This window comes from Dyadobacter diqingensis (assembly GCF_024220585.1).
Lineage (GTDB): Bacteria > Bacteroidota > Bacteroidia > Cytophagales > Spirosomataceae > Dyadobacter > Dyadobacter diqingensis.
In genome coordinates, this window is the sequence record NZ_JAMXKF010000003.1 from 637,560 (window position 1) to 656,971 (window position 19,412).

Sequence of the window (19,412 nt, forward strand, 5' to 3'; positions counted from 1 at the left end):
GTAATAAAATTTCATTTTGTTCTTTGTTTAGAAAAAGAACTTCATGAAACTGAATATATATCCTGATAAGGAAACGAGCTCGAAAGCAGCAGCCGATCTGATTGCCGAACAGATCCGTTTAAAACCGGATTCGTTATTATGTTTTCCTTCGGGAGATTCCCCGACGCTGGTGCTGAAATATCTGGTAGAATATGGTTTACAAGGCACGGTAAATTTCGCTCAATGCCGTTTTGTGGGACTGGATGAGTGGATAGGCATGGATGAAAACGATGAAGGAAGCTGCAAACATTATCTGAATTTCCATTTTTTTATCCCGTTAAACATCCGTTCCGGGCAGGTTGTTTTCTTTAATGGTCTGACCGATGATCCCGAAGGTGAATGTGCAAGAATGGATGATTACATCCGTGAAAACGGCCCGATCGACCTCATGATGGTCGGTTTGGGCATGAATGGGCACATTGGCCTGAATGAACCCGGGACAGATTTTAACCTTTATGCCCACCGCACCGAACTGGACCCGCTCACGGTGACAGTAGCTCAGAAATATTTCCAAAAAAACACCCAGCTAACAGACGGGCTCACGTTGGGTCTGCAACATTTTACCGAAGCAAAAACGGCTGTTCTAATCATATCAGGCCAGAAAAAGGCAACTATTCTGGCCAAGGTTTTGGAAGAGAGAATAACCCGTGAGATTCCGGGCACCATCATTCAGTCGCATGCCAACGCAGTTGTTTTTTCTGATCAGGATGCTGCTTCAAAACTGACAACGTCGGCTTCAATCATTTTCGATCAAAAATAAAAGGTTATGACGGTAAAGGAAGAAACATCCGGGAGCATTTCGGGCAATGGTTTTGATGCGATCGTGATCGGGTCAGGCATCAGCGGTGGATGGGCAGCGAAAGAACTTTGTGAAAAAGGACTAAAAACGCTCGTTTTGGAGCGGGGACGAAATGTGGAGCACAACAAGGATTATCCGACGGCGCATCTGAATCCCTGGGAGTTTGAACATCGTGGCAATCTGACGAAAAAGTTTTTGGATGAAAACCCGCTGATCAGCAAGGCGGCTGGTTTTGGAGACGATACCAAACATTTTTTTGTGCAGGATAAGGATCATCCCTACATCCAGGAAAAACCTTTCGACTGGATCCGCGGTTATCAGGTTGGAGGCAAATCGCTGACCTGGGGCAGGGCTTGCCAGCGGTGGAGTGCGTTTGAATTTACCGCTCCCGAGCGTTTTAAATATGGTATTGGCTGGCCGATCGGTTATCAGGATGTAGCGCCCTGGTATAGTCATGTAGAGGAATTTATTGGCGTATGCGGCAACAAGGATGGACTTGAAGCCATGCCGGATGGTGAATATTTACCACCTTTCGAACTGAACTGTGTACAGACGCTGGTCAGGGACAAGATTAAGGAAAATTATAAGGACCGGTTTCTGGTACATGCAAGATGGGCGCATTTGACCAAACCGAAAGAAGTGCATTTGCAACAGGGCAGAGGCTCCTGTCAGGCGAGAAACCTCTGCATGCGGGGATGCCCGTATGGCGGCTATTTCAGCTCCGTAAGTTCAACATTACCATGGGCACAGAAAACCGGAAATCTCACTGTGCGACCGCATTCGGTGGTTCACTCCATTATTTATGATCCCAAAACAGGCAAAGCAAGCGGTGTTAAAATCATCGACGCCAAAACGAAGGAGGTTATTGAGTACACTGCCAAAGTGATCTTCCTGAACGCTTCTGCGCTGAACAGCAATCTTATTTTACTTAATTCAAAATCAGAGCGTTTTCCAAACGGCCTTGGAAATGATTCGGGCGTACTTGGCCAATACGTTGCTTTTCACAATTACCGGGCATCCGTGGCGGCAGATATGGATGGTTTTGAGGATAAATATTATTTTGGAAGAAACCCGACAGAGCCTATCCTGGCTAATTATCGGAACCTGCATAAACAGGATACCGATTATGTCGGCGGCTTTACGACATTCATGGGCGCTTACCGCACGAGAGGAACCGGAGCCGGGGAACAGACTTTTGGCAAAGGTTTTAAAGATGTTATGACCAAGCCCGGTGGCTGGAAAGTATATATGTACATGCAGGGGGAAACCATTCCCAAAGCGTCAAATCAGGTATCGTTGAGTAAAGATCAAAAGGATGAATGGGGGATTCCGTTGCTGATAACCTCGGTTGGTTACGACGACAACGATGAAAAAATGATCAAAGATTTCCTCAAAGAAAGTGCCGAAATGCTGGAAAAGTCAGGGTGCAAAAACATCAGTCAGCATGATAACAAACAGGCTCCCGGACTGGATATTCACGAAATGGGAGGCTGTCGGATGGGGAAAGATCCTCAAACTTCCATGCTTAACCAATGGAACCAGCTTCATCACTGTAAAAATGTTTTTGTAACGGACGGCGCCTGTATGACGAGCACAGGTAATCAAAGTCCTTCGCTGTTGTACATGGCACTTACGGCAAGAGCTGTTGACTTTGCGGCGAAGGAAATTAAAAAAGGGAATTTGTAAAATTAACTAAAAACGAGGTTTTGGAAACGGATTAACGAAAGGAAACATCGTAGAGATGGGCCGTGATGTCATCTTCAAAACCTGCATGGTTTTGAAGAAATTGCAGCCGGGTTATGGATTTATTTTGTCCCCTTGTTCTGAAAAAATGCTCTGCTTCGATGTTGGTTTGAAGTTTCTTTAAAAATACTCCGCCGTCAATTTCAGAGATAATCGCTTTAAAAACTTCCGTTTTTCCATCTTCGAAGGTAGCTTTCACACGCAAAACAGGAGGCTGCACCAGCACGCGCATGATCTTTCCCCAAAGGGAATATTTAACCTTGATCTCAATCCAGGTTAATTTATTGGCCTGCGAAACCGGTACTTCTTCCCCGATTTTAAATGCCAGATCCTTAATGTTGGACTTGACCAATTGAAAATGCCGGCTGCGTTTTTTTACCACCTGAAGCGTATCCTTGCTGATGGTTGTGGTATCGTAGTTATAGTTTTGAAGCATAGCCAGCGTTGTTTTCGAATCGCTCCAAAAATTATATCGCTGCACATCCGTTGGGCCCGGTACGGTATAAAGTACATAATCGGGTGCTGTCGGCGAAAGGTATTTTGCATAATTCAGGCTCGTCAGGTAATTGTTATAGGCCTGATACGACTGAATGGCCGGTCGTGGATTATAATGCAAATCGTTAAAAAACGCATATGAAATTTCATAAGGCACAAAGTCAACTGTTTTTCCTTTGAAATTCTGGCTGATTTTGGAGTCGATATGGTACTCAACCCGATTTTTTTCGTTGCTTACCTGCTGCTGGAACGGAAGGTTTGAAAAGATTACATCCTGATAAGGCAGTGTCAATTTATTAAATGCAAATCCTATTCCGGTGCTTACAAATGGTGAAATAAGCAGGAAAACCATGAATACATCACCAAGCCTGCTTTTTAAAGTCGTGTTTTCAATGAAGAGATAGGATATCCCCACGAAAAGTGCGCCGTAAAAAAACGGATACGACATACCGGCAAAACCGAACCGTGTAAATCCTTGCTTGAATCCAAGATACCAGGCAAATAGCATCACGAGCAGAATAAATATATCCGAACGGCTTTTGAGAATCAGGGGCAAGGAATAAATAAAAAAGACAGCGAAGCTAAGCACAACGATGACAGCCAGGGCGATATTGAAATACGCATATCGGGCTGTCAGATTTACGAAATCGACGCTGAACATGGCATCGTTGTAATTGTTGATAATACTGAGCGCGCCTTTGACGTAGTTGACAAGATCAACATGAAAGATTTGTCCCAGTATTAAAACCAATCCCAGGTGATAACCCCAGAAAGCGACAATTTTAAGAAAAGATTTGGTATCCGAGACTATTGCCAGCACGAAATAAGCATACAAAATAACGGAAGCTACAATTCCCAGATTTAACTTTATGAAAAAAATCAGCACCGAAATCGTGGTGGCAAGTGCCAGAGAAATAATGGTTTGGGTTCGGTAGTGATGAAAAACCAGGAATATGAACAGGGTAAAAAGCTGAAACGTCGCCTCGGAATTATGAGAAATCATCATAATAAAATAAGGCACCGCAAGCCATTTGACGGTATTATTCAGTGATTTGAAGGTGTATTTGAGAATATAAAACAGTACACCTATCACAAAAATATCATAGATTAGTATCGGCATGATCCCGATGTAAGTCGGTACGCGTGTGCTCAGGAAACCCAGGGGACCATACGTAAAGACCCAGTCTTTGCCAAAAACAAGGCCCTGATGTAAAGCCATGTTGATACTGATCTTCCAGGATGGATCAACACCTCCGCTTGGATTTTCAATCAGTGCTTTTGGTAGAAATAATACGATTGAGAAGAAAATTAATATCCTGAACGGTGTGATTTTTTCTATTACACGTTCGTAGAGTTGGGGCACAGACATTGTAGGCTTGGGTTATTCAATTTGCAAGAATACATTATTTAAATACGAAAAAAAAGAATGCTTTGTCTAACTTATCTAATGGTAACTTATGAGTCTAATTGGAAATATTATCTGGCTGATATTCGGCGGATTAATCGTGGCTTTCGAATATTTTCTATCAGGTTTGATCCTCTGTGCGACCATCATCGGTATTCCGTTTGGTATCCAGTGTTTCAAAATTGGTATTCTTACGCTCATGCCTTTTGGTCGTGAGGTGCGTGAAGTACCGGGGGAAAGTGGCTGTTTATCAACGATTTTTAATATCGTCTGGATTTTCCTGGGAGGTATCTGGATTGCATTGACGCATCTTGTCTTCGGTATCTTACTCGCCATAACCATCATCGGTTTACCTTTCGCAAAGCAACATTTCAAGCTGATGAGCCTGTCATTTGCTCCATTCGGAAAGGACATCTTTTAGATACTATTTTATTTTTTCTACCACCTTAGGCATATGAGGTAACCTAAGATTGCCAATAGATGAGTCTTGGGTTGTCTCCTATGTCGGTGGTAAAATACAATTTTTATGAAGGCAGTGGTGATTACAAAACCGGGGAGGCCGGAGGTTTTGGTTGTTGATGAGCGGTCGGTACCCGTTGTCCAGGATGACGAGGTTTTAATCCGGGTTTATGCGGCTGGGGTAAATCGTCCGGATGTTTTTCAGCGTAAGGGCAACTATCCGCCACCACCGGGTGCGCCGCAGGATATCCCGGGACTGGAAGTGGCCGGTATTATCGAAACATGTGGCGCTTCGGTAGAAAACTGGAAGCCGGGAGATGCTGTATGCGCGTTGCTTGCCGGTGGTGGTTATGCGGAGTATGCGGTTGTGCATGCGCATCATTGTTTGCCGGTTCCTGTTCATTTCAGTTTTGCTGAGGCGGCTTCGCTGCCGGAAACGGTGTTTACAGTTTGGCATAATGTTTTCCAGAGAGGAGCTCTCAAAAACGGAGAGCACTTTCTGGTGCATGGTGGAAGCAGTGGAATTGGGATCACGGCTATTCAACTGGCCAAAGCATTGGGAGCAAAGGTCTTCGCTACGGCGGGATCTGACGATAAATGCGAGGCCTGTATTTCGCTTGGCGCCGATCTTTGTGTTAACTATAAAAACGAAAATTTTGAAGAAGTTCTAAAATCCCAGGGAGCAGATGTGATTCTTGATATGATCGGCGGAGATTACATTCCAAAAAATATAAGGCTGTTGCGCATTGATGGCCGGCTGGTTTTTATCAATACCATGAAGGGGAACAAGGTGAGGCAGGTGGAGGGGCAGCCCTTGGATGAGGTTGATTTTGGGCTGATCATGAAAAACAGACTCACTATTACGGGAAGCACGCTTCGAAATCGGGATGTCGGGTTTAAAGCCGCTTTGACGCGCGAGATTTTGGAAAATGTTTGGCCCTTAATGAATGAAGGCAAGTTTAAGCCGGTTATTTTTCGTGAGTTTCCACTGCCTGAGGCGGCAAAAGCACACGAGCTGATGGAAAGCAGCGACCATATCGGCAAAATCATTTTGACTAATGCCTGGTAACTTATCTGAGCCCTTTGCTGAACGTTTTCCCGGCGAACCAGACCAGCGTTATGAAAATAAATGTATAAAAATAGAACGGCTCAAACCCGGGTGTGTTGACCAGGAGTAACTGGTTGTTGCCAAAAGCGTGAATCAGTGCAGTGAAAAACAAATTGTCGGTAAGGATGTAAATGAAGAAATAGACCATTCCGTAGAAGAACGCATTTAATAAGGTAGAATATAAATCGGCCCATGCCGTATGGTCGCGAAGGATATATACAGACACATGGCAAAGGCTGAAAATGATCGCGGAGGCTATTCCCAGTCCAATAAGTTTTTGTCGGGAAATCCCCTTTTTATCAGCATAATGTGCCGGTAAAAACCGAAAGATGAATTCTTCAATAAGTGCGTTGGGTAATGTGTTGAAAAGGAAGATAAGCGCATACTTGACGACTCGTGCTGTCGGAGGAAGTTCGGGAGCGGTGCCGAAGACGCGCGAGGTCCATAGTTGCACGGCTGCCCATACGATCAGCCCCATGACGAGGGCAGCAGCGAGTTTTGTCCAGGAAAATAGAGTATGATAAGACAACTCTGACCGATAAGGTTTAAGTAATCTTACAAAAAGCAGGCACTCCATACCAAAAATAAAAAGGCCCAGAAGGATGGCCTGCTGCCAGTTTGCAAAAACTTTTTGGACCCATTCTGTAATGAAAATCAACCCGATGGTGTTAGCAAATAGGCAGCATATTAAAAGTATTCTTACGAGATCTTTAAATCGCATAGGTATGGTTCAGAAGCTGTTAGCGTAAGTGGGTGAAGCAGAATTTTACTGTTTCAAATAATTACGATTGGTTGTATTTAAATCAGGAATTCTACGCGGTATCAGGACCAAACAATAAGAATAATATCCTTTTTTCGTTTAAATTTAGTGGAAATCATCGTGTTGATGTGCTAATTCAAAAAAAGATGGCAACAAAAATTAAAGAAATTACAGCCGCCGGTATCACAGGGATGTACATTCATTACTGTCTGGAAAATAACGAAAAGCCTCAATCAGTTTATTTATTCTGTAAGAAAAACGGAATTGTCGAGAAGGATTTTTATGCCTTTTTCTCATCCATTGAGGCGATTGAAAAATCGGTTTTCGTGAATTTCCACAGAATGACCGTTGAACTTATTAACAAAAGCACCGAAGTGGATGCGCTTGGTTTTAAGGATAAATTACTGACTTATTATTACACGTTTTTCGAAATACTGACGGCCAACCGGAGTTATGTTGTTTTTGCTTTGAAAAGTGATCGCAGCAAACTGAACGGGTTGTTGAAACTCAAAGAATTAAGGACACATTTCAAAGAGTTTATAGCCGGGATCAGTCAGGGATATCTGAAAGTGAAAAGCGAACGTATCCATAAAGTGCAGCAGGACAGCCTGGAAGAAGGAGCATGGATACAACTTTTGGTAACGCTTAAATTTTGGCTGGACGATGAATCGGTTGCGTTTGAGAAAACGGATCTTTTCATCGAGAAATCAATCCGTGCCACTTTTGATCTGATTGATACCACACCGCTGGAAAGTGTGATCGACTTTGGCAAATTTTTAATTAAAGAAAAATTGAGGTAGTTAATGGAAACAATAGATAGCATACCTACTTCAAAAATTCAGCGTGCATCCAAATTGATTACCACCGGCGTAAAAATCGGGGGGAATTATCTGAAATATTACGGTGAGAAAATAACGAATCCTGAATCTGCGCGGGATAATCTGAATTCCAACAATGCGGAAGATATCTATGATGGCTTAAAAAATCTGAAAGGCAGCGCATTGAAACTGGCTCAGATGCTTAGCATGGAAAAAAGTTTTATGCCGCAGGCTTATGTGGAAAAGTTCTCGCTGTCGCAGTTTTCAGTTCCGCCTTTGTCGGCTCCGCTGGTGATCAAAACGTTCAGAAGATATTTCGGGAAATCGCCGCTGGATTTATTCGATTCATTTAATCCCAATGCGATTAACGCCGCGAGTATCGGACAGGTGCATAAGGCGACGTCCAATGGGAGGGAACTGGCTGTTAAAATCCAGTATCCTGGCGTTGCAGAAAGTATTACTTCTGATCTGGCTTTGGTGAAACCGATTGCGATGAAGATGTTCAACATCCAGAGTAAGGATTCTGACAAGTATTTTAAGGAAGTTGAAAATAAACTGACCGAAGAAACCAATTATATCCTTGAAATTGCCCAAAGCCAGGAGATAGGGGATGCGTGTGCGCATATTCCAAATCTTGTTTTTCCGAAATATTACGAAGAATTCTCCTGCGAGCGGGTGATCACGATGGACTGGATGACGGGCATTCACTTATCTGAATTTGTGAAAAGCAACCCTTCACAGGAAGCTTTGAACAAGATCGGACAGGCACTTTGGGATTTTTATATGTTCCAGGTGCATCAGTTGAGAAAGGTGCATGCCGATCCGCATCCGGGGAATTTTCTGGTGGATAAGGACCAGAATCTGATTGCAATCGACTTCGGCTGTATGAAGGAAATTCCGGAGGCGTTTTATACGCCTTATTTTGAGTTGGCCGAAAAGGAAAATATCAACAATCCTGAGTTTTTCCGTAGCAGGTTATTCGAACTGGAAATTCTGACGGACAAAGATACGCCGGAAGAAACTGCCTATTTTGGGAAACTTTTTCACGAAATCCTGACGTTGTTCACGCAGCCGTTTCAGGCCGAAACATTTGATTTTTCGGATGAGGTATTTTTTGGAAAATTGGTGGAACTGGGTGAGAAATATGCCAATGACAAACAGTTGAGAAAGATGAATGTGAACCGTGGTTCCAAACATTTTATTTATATCAACCGTACCTTTTTCGGATTGTTCAGCCTTTTGCATGACTTAAAAGCGACGGTTAGTATTAACCAGTTTGCAAATTTAGCTTAGGGAAACAGGATCATATTGAGTGCGTGAAATCATCCGGTTTTACGCACTTTTTTTATAGCGTTTTCGCCAGGCAGACGCTGATGTTCAAATCATCACTTTCGTTGTAATTTTCAGTGATTTGATAACCGTATTTCTGGTAAAGTTTGATCGCATTTGGCTGTCCTTTTCCGGTTTCAAGTACTGATTTTTCATAACCAAGCTCTCTCGCCCAGGTTTCGAGTTCAGCCAGCATAGCAGATGCAATGCCCTTTCCTCTCTGATTATCATCTACAAACATGCGTTTGATTTCCACCGTGTTCTCCTCGAAAATTTTGAAACAGCCGCAAGCAACAGCCTGGTCATTTTCATAGGCAACCACAACCGTATGAAGATCGGTAATGCGGTTGTACTCCTCGTAGTCTTCCGGATTGGTATCGTAAATCCGACAAAGTTCTACATCAAGCCTGCCAGTTAACTGAATAAAATCCGGATTCTCACTATTTGTTCTTAAAATCATTGGGTAACGAGGTTAAATTTAAACGCAGAGTTAATGGGAGTTTCTCGCAGAGTTACGGTGAGTTTGTGTTTATATTCTTCTGCGAACTCTACGTTAAACCGGGCGGCGACCGCTCGGCAAACTCTGCGTTAAAAAAAACTAGACAAACTCCTTTTGCCCCAACCTTACCTTTGGTTTTTTGCTCTTTTTTCTTCGTCCCCACCAGATGATAAAACCGGTTACGGGTAAGCTTGCGGTGATGAATGAAATGATAAAGGCCAGTATTTTTCCTGGCAGACCAATGATAGCGCCAATGTGAATGTCGTAATTCATTCGCATAATCTTGTTCGCCAGCGTTAGTTTGTCGTGATAACGTCCGAAATTATGCGTGACCGGAACGGGTTTAAGGGTATACTGGTCATAATAAATATAATCACATTTCCAGTACGTGCCCGCGATAGTATTGGTAACGGCTGCAATGGTCGATTTACTGGTTTCCGGAAAATGCATTTCGATGGTCTCTGCCGCCGGATTTTCTGCTTTCGTTTTCTCCCATAGAAAATCAACAACTGATGTTTTTGAACCCACAACAGGTTTTCCTTTTGACTCGGGTTCATAAAACTCTGTCATTGAATCTCCTCCGGATGTCGCCCAGTACACACTTTTTGAAAACCACTGAAAACCCATAATCAGGCCTGTGCAGGCAATAATAAGGGCGATCGGGATGGCGTAGAATCCGAGTACATTATGCAGATCGTAATTTTTTCTTCTCCATTGCGCATCCCATTTAACTTTAAATCTTTGTTTTAAAGCAGCCTTGTTTTTGGGCCACCACAGCACAAAACCAGAGATCAGCATAAAGACAAAGATAAGTGTGGCAGAGGCCGCGACGGGTTGTCCAATATTAGGCGGAAGCCATAAATAATAGTGTCCCATCAGAATGAACCGGAAAAAATCGCTGTCCATATCTTTGATTTTTAATATTTCGCCGGTGTATGGGTTTGCATACATCAGGTAATAATATTCAGGCTCAAAACTGAAAAAGGTAATGACCACCGCCGTTTTGGAATCGGCATACTGGACACTGTGAATCTTTTTGTGCGGCAATGCTTTTTCAGCTAAGGTCCTGAACCGGGACGGAGCCAGGAAAGGTTTTTTTTGAGGCTCTACGTAACGGTAAGACTGCGTCGCATTCTGTATTTCTTCCTGAAAGGCATAAATACAGCCCGTTACGGCGAGAATAAACACGATTAGTCCGGAGCCGAGTCCGAGCCATAGGTGGAGAAAATGTATTGCCTTTTTCATGGTGAATGAATTTGAAATGAATGCAACTTTTTAACACGAATCCCGTATCCCGGCTGAAACCGGAATACGGGAAGTAAAATTTATCTTGTTGACCTGAAAGTCGGTCTGGCCAGACTTAAAACCTGAACGAAAGACTGGCTGTTATGCTTCTCAATTTTTGTGGATTCACGGTCGTATAGCCGATCCAGTATTTTTTATCTGTGATGTTATCCACCTTCACGCCAAATCTGAATTTGGATTGCTCGTAAAATGCTGTTGCATTCAAGATCGTATATTCCGGCAAAATGAAAACACCCTGACTTCTGCTGTTAACTACTTTATTGTCACTCGCATAATTTCCGCCAAACCCAAATCCCAGTCCGCGAACCATACCGGAAGGGATACGGTAGCTAAGCCATAAATTGGCTATGTAAGGAGACATTGCTGTTGAGGGGCGCAAGCCCACAACGTCTTCGTCCGCTTTTTCAAATTTTGAATCGTTGTAGGAAAAACCGGCAATCACATTAAAACCGCGTAAAGGGTTTGCGTTGATTTCTGCTTCTACACCCTTGCTGCGCTGCGTTCCATCCTGCACCGAAAAGTTTGGATGAGCGACGTCGCTGCGGATCAGATTTGACACCTGAATATCGTAATAACTTAACGTCGTGCTTAGTTTTCCGTTAAATGCGTTCAGTTTTACACCTGCTTCTGTCTGGTTAGCATGCTCCGGTTTGAAAGTTTCTCCGGCGAAGCTGCTTCCAACCTTATTGGTAAAACCGTTTTGATAGTTGGCAAACACCGAAACAACATCTTTGATCGGCATATAAATCAAACCAAATTTCGGAGAGAAAGCAGTTTGGTTATAACCGCCTGAACTTTTGCCCGTTGTGATATTGTAAGCTCCTTTGTTGTCGAAATAGTCGATACGCAACGCGGCAGAAACGATCAGTCTGTCCGTAATGTTCAATATATCAGATACATAAGCGCTGTATGTATTGGTCACATAATTGTATGGATACACAGAACCTCTACCGCTTAGATAAGCAGCTTCCAGTGTTTTATCATTGAAATAATCATAAGTCGGGATCGTACCTGTCGTTGCAACAGTATCAATGTTTACGCTTTTGAAAACCTGGTCTGAATTATTGCGGAAAAAGTCAAGACCACCCAGAAAACGGTTTCTCATGCCGGCAATCTCGAAATCACCGTTAAAGTTTTGCTGAATTTCAACAACGCGATCCCTGCTGTTGGAAGTGGACTGATCCTCCCTCGAAATATAACCATGGCCAATATCTGCCGGATTTTTTGTTACAGTGGATTTACTCAGCAGGTAGAAATAGGGATTTGTTCCGTCGGAATAGCTGTTTGTGGAAGTGAAATTGGTTGAAGAAGTCCAGTTTTCAGAAATCTTGTAGTTCATCTGACCAAAGAAGTTGGTATTCCTTGAAGTCTGGGCAAGATCACCTCTTGAAAAAGCACGTTTGTAGTCGATGTCCAGCTGGTCGGCTCTGTTAACGCCCAGGCTTGCAATGGTCTGACCATACGGGAAAAAGAAGATTGTGTTGCCCTGATTTTGCCCGCTATAAAGTTCAGCATCAATATTGAATGATAACTTCTCGTTGACTTTGTAAGTCAGGCTCGGCGCAAAGGCAAACATTTTACCATACCCGTTATCCTGGAAACTTCCTTCATAATTATACGCCGTGTTGACACGCAGAAGAATGTTTTTTGCCGAATCCAGCGGCGTGTTTACATCCGCACTGATGCGGTTAAATCCCCAGCTTCCTGTTGAATAGGCAATTTCTCCACCAAACTTGGCATATGGTTTTTTAGTAACACGATTGATCAAACCACCATAAGAAGTTAATGAACTTCCGAACAACGTTGCCGACGGGCCTTTGATCACTTCGATGCTTTCAAGGTTTGCTGCATCAATTTTGGTAGAAACGTTTCCGGCAATTCCATTTCTCAATTTGCTTTGCACGATAAATCCGCGGGAACCGTAATAACTTCCTCCGTCTCCGCTACGCCCGGTTGCTTCCCACATTTTACCGATCCCCGGGGCATTTTTCAATGCATCGTCGATGCTGAAAACGAGTTGCTCCCGTAATAATTCCTTTGTGATGGTTGAATAAACCTGAGGGTTTTCCAGGTTTTTCAGATTGATTTTAGAAACGTACTCGCTCGATTCGCGTTGCAGTTTCCCTTGCGCGCTGATCACGACTTCGGTCAATGTCTTGGCATTTTCTGCCAGTGTGATATCGCCCAAAGTCGTTGTTTCGCCTGAGTTTACCTGAACAGCAATCTCTTTTGTTTCAAGCCCGATGAACGAGGCAATCAGTATATATTTTCCAGCTTCAATGTTTTTGATTTCAAATTCTCCTTTTGCATTTGCTGTTGAGCCCTTTGCGATGCCTTTCAGACCAATATTGACAAACTCGGCACCAACGCCGTCAGAAGTTTTGATAACACCTCTAATACGCCCGTTTGACTGCGAAAAGGCGTTGTAGGATACTAACCAGACCGTCAATGTTAAGGATAGTATAATAGAAAATCGTTTCATTTTGGGATGCACTTAAATATAATTAGTCTTAATAAGCCGCAAAGCTATCGATACATTGGAACGAATCCAAATTAAAATAGCGGATCTTGTATTAGTGTAATTATATTTTGAGATAGTAATATGTGGCGGTTGGCAGTGTTAACCGTTTTTGAGGGGGATGTTTTATTTAATTCTGAAACGGAAGAAGAATTGTCCGTTTACTGTTTTCATTGAAGAAGTAGGTGTGACGGAAAGGTTCGAGAATGGAATAAGCAGATTGATCCCCAACTGATAGCGGCCCGGCGTGAAGGTCAGGCCAGTTTTTACCATGAAAAGATTCGTTTTCATGTACTGAGCTATGTTGTCTTTTTTAAGCAGAAGTTTGGGGCCAGGTAGAATCTCACCCAGATAATTTTCCACGTCGCTTTGTGCCAGAGCACTTCGTAGCGGACTGTAAGAAACACCAGCCGAAACTCCCAGTTTCGAAATAACATGATAATTGTATTGCAGTGAAAGATTGATTCCCGCTGCTTTGATCAGATTGATGTTTTCGTGAAAGGTAGCCGAATCGGCACCAATTCTTTGTATGCGTTTTAATCCCCCAAAATAGGTCTGATTTGCATAAAAACTCAATGTCAAAGATTGGTTTTCTGTGAGATCCTTACTTAGCCAAATTCCCGGGATCAGCAACATATAGGGTTTGTTTGTGCTGTCTGTTGCGGTAAAAATGTATTTTGTGCTATTCAGCGCAGAGGCGGCATTCCATTCCAAACCGACGTGCAAGGTCTCAAATAATGCCTTCTTCTCCTTGGAAGAGCTCGTTTTTTGCTGCGCAGTAACGGAGTTATACTTTACAATTTTTGCCAGATTTTTGCTTAAATTATTGAAATGAACAGACTTGGGTGTTAGATTTTGAACTGAAAATGCAACTTTCTTTGATACATCCTGATTTTCAATGAATCCTGAAATAGGTTGTTTACCTGTGTTATCAGTATTTTTCTGAATATGGGCGTCACTATAGTCAAGTCCTGTTGCTCTGTCTCCCGGTGTTCTGTTCTGCGATTTGTTATTTTGGTCTGTGCTCTTACTTCTTTCCAAGGGTACAACATTGGGCTGGGTGTTTCTAGTCGTGTTATTCCTGGTTACATTGTTTTCAACTTTTTGCTGTCTTTCAAATTTAGTAGAGGAGGATACATGGCTTTCAGACCCAGAATGACCTGATTGAACCGTGTGCGTATCAGCGCCTTTTTTTACAGATTTTGAGGTAAAATATTCTTTTTTAGGCTGTATTGATGGATTTGTAATAATAGCTGAATTTTTATCAGGTCGTAATTTGTCCGGCTGCTCATTCATTGAAACAGTAGTTTTTTTCCCATTCTTGTTTTCATCCGGAGAGAAGATTGAGCCGGAACTGTCTTTGATAGTCTCACGCTTGGTCAAGGTATTTTTGGTATCTTCTCCATGTTCCGTGCGGATAGGATATTGCGATGTGTTTTTATCCTGAGACAGATTTTCTGACTTTAGAGCTGCTTTGTTTTTCTGGTTATTTCCGGGAAGAAAAAACCAGATTGAGCCGACGATACCAAGGATTGCTATAAGCCCAAGACCACCTTTTAACAAAGAGCTGAAGTGACTATCACCCGGAACCTGCGAATCGGGTGCCGGACTGTTGTTGCCCAACATATCGTTCATTTGTGCCCACGCGTCATCCGCCTGAACTTCCGGTTCAGGTAACTTCTCGTTAAGGTATTTTTTGATATGCAGGTTTTTCTTGCTCACAGTCCTTTACAATGACTTTTCGAAAATAATTTTCAATCTGTTGCGGCTCTCACTCAAGTGCCATTTTACAGTACCCTCACTGATCGCGAGTGACTCCGTAATTTCCTTAACCGAAAACCCATCCAGATAAAAAAGGCAGCAAACCCGACGGGTTGCCAACGGCAACTGGCTCAGGTAAACTTCAATATCGTCGTATTCCAGTTTTTCAAAAGGATTTTCCCGTGCTTCAAAAAACATATTTTCTTTGATCTCATCATAATCGAAAGACTGGGTTTTGCGGTCTCGCAGCATGGTAAGCGCGGCGTTTCTCACGGTTGTGTACATCCAGTTAAAAAACTCGCCTTTTTGGGAGTCAAATTGGTCCAGATTTTTAAAAACTTTCATCATGCCATTGTTTATGGCGGTGACAATATCGTGCTTGTCCTCAAAGAAATTTTTGCACAGCGCAAACAGGACAGGATAAAATTGACGATACAATTTTTCCTGACTCTGTCGCTCCCTGCGTTTACAACCGGCTAATATTTCCTCTAATTTATCCAAGCTTATGCTTTAGACGCCGGCAGTGTTGAGCAACTGCCGGCGATTTGTTAATCAGTTTGTCAGGTTTTTCACAGTGACTTTTTTGTCAGGATTACGCCTGTCGTATGGGGCCAGGTGAATTCGTATTTTGTTCCTTTTCGTTCAAAAGTTCCGCTGTAAGTGACGTTGTTCAGTGTTATTTCCAGATTGTAAATCTTGTTCTCACTAACGGGCCAATAAAAGATAATATCATTTTTAGCTTTGGAAGCGTCACCCGTACAGCCGGCCGGAATATTTACCTCACGGAAATTGATGAAGTAGGTGTCGCCGTTTTTACCTAAAGAATAAGTTAGTGAATTATTTGAACACGAATAGTTATTTTTTGTGATAGCCGAGAAGTCGAGATGCGAGGCAGAGTCGGCATAAGTAATGGGTGTGACGCTGATCACCTCATCAGCAGTAAGGCTTTCCTGTACGTCCTGATAAATATCTGTCCCGACTTCGACATTGATAAATACAGAATCAAGGGTGATACTATCCTGTGCCACGACCATGTAGGTACCGGCTTTATCAAAAGTGATAGCCGTACTAACGCTGCCTTTGTTAATGAAGATATATTCCATGGGCGTCACCTTCCACCGATAATTTGTAAGAGCCAGATCACCGGTTAGTGTAAAGATTACCGGCTCCTTTCTTTTAATCCCTGTTACCTTGGAGGCTTCCAGACTATTCAGTTTTGAAGATTTTACTTTGTCGGCTGCTATATCAACATCATTTCTTTCACAGGCTACCAGCTGCATAAGCGCCAGTAAAATAATTCCCACGGCTAATTTTCCTTTCATGACAATTTGTAGTAAAGTTTACGAAGAGAATAAAGACAAGCTTTTCCTGTCAATAAAATAAACTACAAAGAGTGTGAGCGAGGTTGGGTGGGAAGTAATATTAATTTAAGATATTTTATAAGAAATGCTCTTACCGCACCGCACGCGCTAATTGCGCATTCAATATTTTTGAAATTTCTTCATGCTGGGCATAAACCATCAGATGTCCGCCACCTTCGATGACAACATCGGGTTTCACGATTTTGAGCGGAATTAACTTGTCAGCGACGCCGTGGATGTGATATACATGGTCAACTTTGACGGGGTGTTTCCACGTACTCATTTGGATCAGTGCCCATTTCAAAAACTTGCTGTCGGTGTCGTGCAGGATTTGTTTCAAGAGTGTTTTGAGCTCAGGGGTATCTGCTCCGAAAAATTTGTAGGTAAATGAATTGGCCGATTTGAGAACCGGCGCAGCAAACGGGCTTAGCAAAAGGAATTTGATCAGTCCGCGGTTGAATTTTGAAACGGGAATGCTAGTTGGCGTACTTGAAATAAGAATGATCTGCTCTGGACGGATAATGGAGGAAAGTTCGGACGCGATGATCCCTCCGAACGAAAGCCCAACGAGCTGGCAAGGTTTTGTCGTATCCATTTGCGCTGTTAACCTGGAAGCATAGTCATGAAGCGATTCTTTTTTTCGGGGCGGGATCCAGTCGATGTAATGTACATTGAAACGCTCGTCCAGTTTCAGTTTGCTGAAAACCCGTTTATCTGCGCCTAAACCACTTATAAAATAAACATTCATCGCAGCAGATTTTGAGGAGACAGGCTTATCACTGTCCGATTGCCCGTAGGAAATAAAGGCTGAAAGTAGTGAAAACACAAAAAGGAGACGTAACATAGGAAAATTTATTTCGGCGCGAGGGACCGGTTTATTTTACTAAATGTACGAACGGACTTTCAATATGGATTTATATTAACCGGGATATAAAGCAAAACCCGCAGCAATATTCTCGGAGAGAAATCGGCTGCGGGTTTTAGTCTGCTGATTGATATTATTTTGAGAAAGTGTATTTCAAACCGCCCATTAGCCATCTTCCAGGCATTTTTGAACCGAGCAAATCGCTGTATTTTCTGTCACCAAGATTGTCAGCCTGTGCAAAAACAGAGAGTGTTTTTTTGATCACCGCATATTCTGCTCTCACATTCAGGACGAAATACTCTCTGGTAATGGTGGCATCAATGGCTGTTGCCTCACGTTTTGCGCGGTTTTTATATATTCCGTTCACACTGAAAGAGAGGTTGGAAATCTGGTATAAGGCTGAGAAATTCCCAAGGAACTTGGCATGTGAGGATATGTAAAAAGAGGGCGTTGCTTCACTGCTTTCGCTGTTAAGCCAGGTTAATCCGGTAGTTAACCATAGTTTTTGGTTGTCTGTAAGGGACTTTGAATATTGAAAGTCCAGTTCGGCACCCGTTGTGTTAACGCTGGCAACATTTTTTGCCAATCCATAAGTACCGGTTGGCGAAAGGTTATCCTTCCGCGGCATCTGCGCATAGGGAGTTGACGTATAATCGATCAGGTTATTCTGACGGCGCTGAAAGAAGGTTCCGGAAATTTTCACATTGGTAAGGAACCAGTCTGCCCCGGCCTCATAACTGAATGAACTTTCTGCTTTCAGTGAAGGATCACCCACGCTGCTTCCGTTGCTTACGATCGGTTTGTTGTAGTTGTTATAACGTTCTGTAAAATCTGCATCCCGGATTGTTTTTCCGGCGCTTCCCCGTAATTGCCAGTGCTCTTTTTTGTAAGAAAGGTTGACTTGGGGCACGGCTTCGGTTCCGATATTTTCCCGCCAGTCGAAACGGATGGACGGGCTCACAGTAAATGATTCACCGATTCTCTGAGAAAAAGTAACAAACGGGGCAAGCTGGTTGATGGAGTGATCTCCGCGGTCGTTGGATACAATGTTTTTGTTCTGGAAATTAAGTCCGGCTACCACAGTCGTGGTTGGGGTCAAAATCTGCTGCCAGGTAAGTAATCCCTGCCAAAGTTTCGATTTGCTGTTATTACGGATTGAAGCCGAATTGAAAAGGTAATAATCCTGTACGAATTTATACCCGGCGTCAAAAGAAAACGAAGACTTGCCCTTTTTATAACCGATCTTGATCTGGTTCCAGAATGTTTTAACCTTTTCCTGGGCAGTGTCAGCTTTGGAAGTCGTGTAGAAATTCTGAGCTGAAAAATCCCGGTGATCAAACGAAGAACGGAGCGCAACATTCCATGCCTGTGAAAGCGCATAGTTCGCAGAAAGGGATAAGGTGTTATTGTGAAAATACCCGTTGGTTCCACGCTGACGTACACCATCTGCATTATTGGTCACACCGCCAATGGAAGCCGCCAACTTATTTCTCTGGATGAAGGCACCGGCATTGGCACCGAAGTATCCATGTTCACCGCCGGAAGCCGAGGCGTTAACAGCCGTTTTGTTTTTAACCGCATCATCCTGTCCGGATGCGAGTTTTGCAGCAAAAGTTTTTGAAACGATATAAATCACACCGCCAACTGCCTCTGAACCATATATTGCCGAGGAAGCACCTTTCAATACTTCAATGCGTTCAATTTCCGATGGAGCTATGGGGATATAACTGCTGAAATGGCCGGTATTCGGATCGTTGAGTCTTAGCCCGTCCATGATTACCAGAACCTGCTGGTAGGTTCCGCCGCGAAGAACGATATCACTCTGAGAGCCCATCGGTCCGCGGGCCTGAATTTCGACACCCGGGACATAACGCAGCAAGTCGTCAATGCTGTGAACTGGAAGATTCTGAAAGTAATCGCCCTTGATCACCGCGATATTTCTGCCGGACTCGGAAGCTCTTTTTTCAATGAGCGAAGAAGTGACCGTAACCGGGTCAAGCGATATTTCCTGTGCTTTGACAATAGGCACAGCAATAAAAAGAAAGAACGAAATGTAAAGTTTAGACAAATTCATGAACAATGATTTTTGATAAATGCACTGCAAAAGTATTGTCAGTCCGGACTCTTCATCTACTCCGGTTTTAAGAT

General features: G+C 43.1%; 16 protein-coding genes. 6 read left to right on the plus strand and 10 right to left on the minus strand.

Going from position 1 to position 19,412, the window contains the following annotated elements:
• The first annotated feature begins 43 nt into the window (after positions 1-43).
• Both M1L62_RS11925 and M1L62_RS11930 read left to right on the plus strand, forming a co-directional pair.
• A complete protein-coding gene (locus M1L62_RS11925; RefSeq protein WP_254413262.1) occupies positions 44-799 on the plus strand; it encodes a 6-phosphogluconolactonase in 756 nt (251 codons plus the stop codon).
• A 6-nt stretch (positions 800-805) separates the two neighbouring features.
• Entirely contained in the window at positions 806-2,524 is a 1,719-nt protein-coding gene (locus M1L62_RS11930) for a GMC oxidoreductase (protein WP_254413263.1), read from the plus strand.
• A gap of 31 nt (positions 2,525-2,555) precedes the next feature.
• Here the strand turns inward: M1L62_RS11930 and M1L62_RS11935 are convergent, their stop codons facing one another.
• The gene (locus tag M1L62_RS11935; RefSeq protein WP_254413264.1) at positions 2,556-4,445 is read right to left on the minus strand and encodes a hypothetical protein; all 1,890 of its coding nucleotides are present in this window, start codon (positions 4,443-4,445) and stop codon (positions 2,556-2,558) included.
• Positions 4,446-4,533: 88 nt separating this feature from the next.
• On the opposite strand from M1L62_RS11935, the gene M1L62_RS11940 reads away from it, so the two are divergent.
• Complete coding sequence (locus M1L62_RS11940) at positions 4,534-4,902, plus strand: YccF domain-containing protein (protein ID WP_254413265.1); 369 nt, start codon at positions 4,534-4,536, stop codon at positions 4,900-4,902.
• 105 nt (positions 4,903-5,007) lie between these two features.
• Entirely contained in the window at positions 5,008-6,009 is a 1,002-nt protein-coding gene (locus tag M1L62_RS11945) for an NAD(P)H-quinone oxidoreductase (RefSeq protein ID WP_254413266.1), read from the plus strand.
• 1 nt (position 6,010) lies between these two features.
• Here the strand turns inward: M1L62_RS11945 and M1L62_RS11950 are convergent, their stop codons facing one another.
• A complete protein-coding gene (locus M1L62_RS11950) occupies positions 6,011-6,769 on the minus strand; it encodes a CPBP family intramembrane glutamic endopeptidase (protein WP_254413267.1) in 759 nt (252 codons plus the stop codon).
• Between the two features lie 185 nt (positions 6,770-6,954).
• Between M1L62_RS11950 and M1L62_RS11955 the strand changes: the two genes are divergently transcribed.
• Together M1L62_RS11955 and M1L62_RS11960 are read left to right on the plus strand one after the other, a co-directional pair.
• Positions 6,955-7,608 carry a TetR family transcriptional regulator C-terminal domain-containing protein gene (locus M1L62_RS11955; protein WP_254413268.1) on the plus strand — a complete coding sequence of 218 codons (654 nt, stop codon included), beginning with the start codon at positions 6,955-6,957 and terminating at the stop codon, positions 7,606-7,608.
• A gap of 3 nt (positions 7,609-7,611) precedes the next feature.
• A complete protein-coding gene (locus M1L62_RS11960; RefSeq protein WP_254413269.1) occupies positions 7,612-8,919 on the plus strand; it encodes an ABC1 kinase family protein in 1,308 nt (435 codons plus the stop codon).
• 52 nt (positions 8,920-8,971) lie between these two features.
• Here M1L62_RS11960 and M1L62_RS11965 read toward each other — a convergent pair whose 3' ends face one another.
• From M1L62_RS11965 to M1L62_RS12000, 8 genes are all read right to left on the minus strand, one after another.
• Positions 8,972-9,415 (minus strand): GNAT family N-acetyltransferase, encoded by a 444-nt coding sequence (locus M1L62_RS11965; RefSeq protein WP_254413270.1) that lies wholly within the window; start codon positions 9,413-9,415, stop codon positions 8,972-8,974.
• Positions 9,416-9,553: 138 nt separating this feature from the next.
• A complete protein-coding gene (locus M1L62_RS11970; RefSeq protein WP_254413271.1) occupies positions 9,554-10,699 on the minus strand; it encodes a PepSY-associated TM helix domain-containing protein in 1,146 nt (381 codons plus the stop codon).
• A gap of 115 nt (positions 10,700-10,814) precedes the next feature.
• A complete protein-coding gene (locus M1L62_RS11975) occupies positions 10,815-13,241 on the minus strand; it encodes a TonB-dependent receptor (protein ID WP_254413272.1) in 2,427 nt (808 codons plus the stop codon).
• A gap of 162 nt (positions 13,242-13,403) precedes the next feature.
• On the minus strand, positions 13,404-14,999 hold the full coding sequence (locus M1L62_RS11980) for a hypothetical protein (protein WP_254413273.1): 1,596 nt from the start codon (positions 14,997-14,999) through the stop codon (positions 13,404-13,406).
• A 6-nt stretch (positions 15,000-15,005) separates the two neighbouring features.
• Entirely contained in the window at positions 15,006-15,539 is a 534-nt protein-coding gene (locus M1L62_RS11985; protein ID WP_256527675.1) for an RNA polymerase sigma factor, read from the minus strand.
• A gap of 68 nt (positions 15,540-15,607) precedes the next feature.
• Positions 15,608-16,360 (minus strand): hypothetical protein, encoded by a 753-nt coding sequence (locus M1L62_RS11990; protein ID WP_254413274.1) that lies wholly within the window; start codon positions 16,358-16,360, stop codon positions 15,608-15,610.
• Between the two features lie 130 nt (positions 16,361-16,490).
• Complete coding sequence (locus M1L62_RS11995) at positions 16,491-17,243, minus strand: alpha/beta fold hydrolase (protein WP_254413275.1); 753 nt, start codon at positions 17,241-17,243, stop codon at positions 16,491-16,493.
• A 154-nt stretch (positions 17,244-17,397) separates the two neighbouring features.
• Complete coding sequence (locus M1L62_RS12000; protein WP_254413276.1) at positions 17,398-19,338, minus strand: TonB-dependent receptor plug domain-containing protein; 1,941 nt, start codon at positions 19,336-19,338, stop codon at positions 17,398-17,400.
• Between the last annotated feature and the right edge of the window lie 74 nt (positions 19,339-19,412).

Bases quoted from the DNA above. Each gene is read 5' to 3' on its own strand.
- M1L62_RS11925 (WP_254413262.1), top strand. From the start codon at position 44: ATGAAACTGAATATATATCCTGATAAGGAAACGAGCTCGAAAGCAGCA.
- M1L62_RS11930 (WP_254413263.1), top strand. From the start codon at position 806: ATGACGGTAAAGGAAGAAACATCCGGGAGCATTTCGGGCAATGGTTTT.
- M1L62_RS11935 (WP_254413264.1), bottom strand. From the start codon at position 4,445: ATGTCTGTGCCCCAACTCTACGAACGTGTAATAGAAAAAATCACACCG.
- M1L62_RS11940 (WP_254413265.1), top strand. From the start codon at position 4,534: ATGAGTCTAATTGGAAATATTATCTGGCTGATATTCGGCGGATTAATC.
- M1L62_RS11945 (WP_254413266.1), top strand. From the start codon at position 5,008: ATGAAGGCAGTGGTGATTACAAAACCGGGGAGGCCGGAGGTTTTGGTT.
- M1L62_RS11950 (WP_254413267.1), bottom strand. From the start codon at position 6,769: ATGCGATTTAAAGATCTCGTAAGAATACTTTTAATATGCTGCCTATTT.
- M1L62_RS11955 (WP_254413268.1), top strand. From the start codon at position 6,955: ATGGCAACAAAAATTAAAGAAATTACAGCCGCCGGTATCACAGGGATG.
- M1L62_RS11960 (WP_254413269.1), top strand. From the start codon at position 7,612: ATGGAAACAATAGATAGCATACCTACTTCAAAAATTCAGCGTGCATCC.
- M1L62_RS11965 (WP_254413270.1), bottom strand. From the start codon at position 9,415: ATGATTTTAAGAACAAATAGTGAGAATCCGGATTTTATTCAGTTAACT.
- M1L62_RS11970 (WP_254413271.1), bottom strand. From the start codon at position 10,699: ATGAAAAAGGCAATACATTTTCTCCACCTATGGCTCGGACTCGGCTCC.
- M1L62_RS11975 (WP_254413272.1), bottom strand. From the start codon at position 13,241: ATGAAACGATTTTCTATTATACTATCCTTAACATTGACGGTCTGGTTA.
- M1L62_RS11990 (WP_254413274.1), bottom strand. From the start codon at position 16,360: ATGAAAGGAAAATTAGCCGTGGGAATTATTTTACTGGCGCTTATGCAG.
- M1L62_RS11995 (WP_254413275.1), bottom strand. From the start codon at position 17,243: ATGTTACGTCTCCTTTTTGTGTTTTCACTACTTTCAGCCTTTATTTCC.
- M1L62_RS12000 (WP_254413276.1), bottom strand. From the start codon at position 19,338: ATGAATTTGTCTAAACTTTACATTTCGTTCTTTCTTTTTATTGCTGTG.